Below are 1,912 nucleotides of genomic sequence, written 5' to 3'. Positions count from 1 at the left end.
CACGAGGGCCTCGGAGAGTCGTTCCTGCAGGAGCAGCCGGTTCGGCAAGCCGGTGAGCGGATCCTGGCGTGCCGCCTCGTCGGCGCGCGCCTCGCTGGCCTTGCGCGCGCTGACGTCCTCGATCGTCGCGATCCAACCCTGCTCCTCTGCAGGATTCAGCTCGACCTGCAACGTGAGCCCCTCGGCTTCGACCTCGAACGAGACGGCCGTGCGAAGATCACGGGCCTCTCGTAAGGAGCGGAAGACCGCGCACCGTGGTTTGGCAGTCCCGGCGCACAGCGCGCGAAGCAACCCCCTAGCGCTCCGTTCAGATGCGGATTTCGGCAGGAGGTCGGCCAACAAGCGTGCGGCCGGCGCATTCGAGACAATCGCGCGCCCCGCATCGTCGATCATCAGCAGCCCATGCCGTATCGCGTCGAGGTAGCGCGCCCAGGAGGGTGAAAGGATGCCCCCGTTCGACTGCAAGCTCCGCGAGGCCTCGCGCCGGACTGAGTCAAGGTAGTGCCGTTCAGCGCTCATGGCACAGGGGCCTCGACCTCAGGCCGCCGGGTAAGCGTGCCGAATGGAAGTCCGGACTCTTTAGGGAGAAGTGTTAATTGAAGCCTACATTTCAGCCCAAGTGTCTAATTAGAGCGCAACAATTATTGGTTCCTTCCGGTGTCGTTCCTGAAGCTTTCTCGACAGTCTTCACCACCGACCGCCTCCGCGAACTGTTCCGCCACCGATGCCTCAGGAGCAGTTAAATCAGGGCGTCCTCCTGCTAGTTCCGCAGCTTCTTCCGGCCCGACAGATTGTCGAGGATCCGGCAGGGCTGAGCGGCATCGGCTTCCCCTGCCCACGGCCGCTGCGCGGCCGCCAGCGGTAGCACCCCGATACTGGACAACTTGCCCGACAGTCGATGCGCCAGCAGGTCGACCGCTGCCTACTAGGCCGCATAAGCGGCCGCACAATCTGCAAAACCCAACATTTGATGCGCTTTCGGGAGCGTAGAATCGACGAGCAATCTGCGACACATTGCGCAGATCCGTCGTTCGACATCCTTTCAAACGCCTATTTTTATAATACTTAACTTGTCTGACCCTAGCTCTGGCGGCGAGGTCAAGATGCATAAGATTTTAACTTGCGTTAGGGACTTTCATAATGATCAATTGTTGTTATCTGCAGCGATTGTATGCTGCGTAGGCATCTACGCTTCGTCTGCGATAGCGGCCCACGCTGCTCGTGCGGAAGGCGTAGCGCAGCGTAAATGGGGCATCGTCAGTATCGTCGCCGCGGGATGTACGGCCTGGGCAACGCATATGATCGCCCTGCTTGCATATCAACCCGGCATGGCCGCCGGCTTCGAGCCAATTCTCACCTCAATCTCGTTGCTCCTCGTAATCGGCGGGATCGGGACCGGCGTTGGACTATCCATCGGCCAGCGCGTGCGTCCTCGCCGGTTCGTGGCCGGTGTGATCCTGGGTTTGGGCGTCACCGCCCTCCATTACGTCGGACAGGCGTCATATCGCGTGACGGGGCATGTCACCTGGGACTGGCGCTTCATCGCTCCATCCGTTCTCTTGAGCCTCGGTCTTTCCGGCATCGCTATGGTCACAGCCGGTGAGCGCAATCGCTCCCTGCGTCGTTTCGCTGGCCCCCTGCTTTTCGGTTCGATCGTCGTGCTGCATCTCGCCGGTATGACAGCGATCACCATCGTCTACGACCCTCAAGTGGCACTGCCGGCCATCGCCATCGCGCCCGAGACGATCGCTCCGATCATCGCCCTCGTCTCGGTCGGGCTGCTCACACTCGCCCTCATCGGCTTACGGTCCGCGTTGAACGCTCGGGCGCAACTGCGCCGGGACAGGACGCGTCTGCGGGAGCTAGCGAGCCTCGCCCTCGAAGGTCTGGCGGTCTGCGACGGTGAAACGAT

General features: G+C 61.8%; 2 protein-coding genes. One reads left to right on the top strand and one right to left on the bottom strand.

Going from position 1 to position 1,912, the window contains the following annotated elements:
• The coding region (locus MKK68_RS06935) for a PAS-domain containing protein (RefSeq protein WP_244029470.1) at positions 1-519 on the bottom strand (519 nt) is incomplete at its 3' end.
• Between the two features lie 779 nt (positions 520-1,298).
• Here MKK68_RS06935 and MKK68_RS06930 point away from each other — a divergent pair.
• Positions 1,299-1,912: MHYT domain-containing protein (locus MKK68_RS06930; RefSeq protein WP_279605238.1), on the top strand; the 614-nt coding region annotated here is incomplete at its 3' end.

The sequence above is a fragment of the Methylobacterium sp. E-016 genome (genome assembly GCF_022829745.1).
In the GTDB taxonomy this organism is placed as follows: domain Bacteria; phylum Pseudomonadota; class Alphaproteobacteria; order Rhizobiales; family Beijerinckiaceae; genus Methylobacterium.
This window is presented reverse-complemented; position numbering and strand designations above follow the sequence as displayed.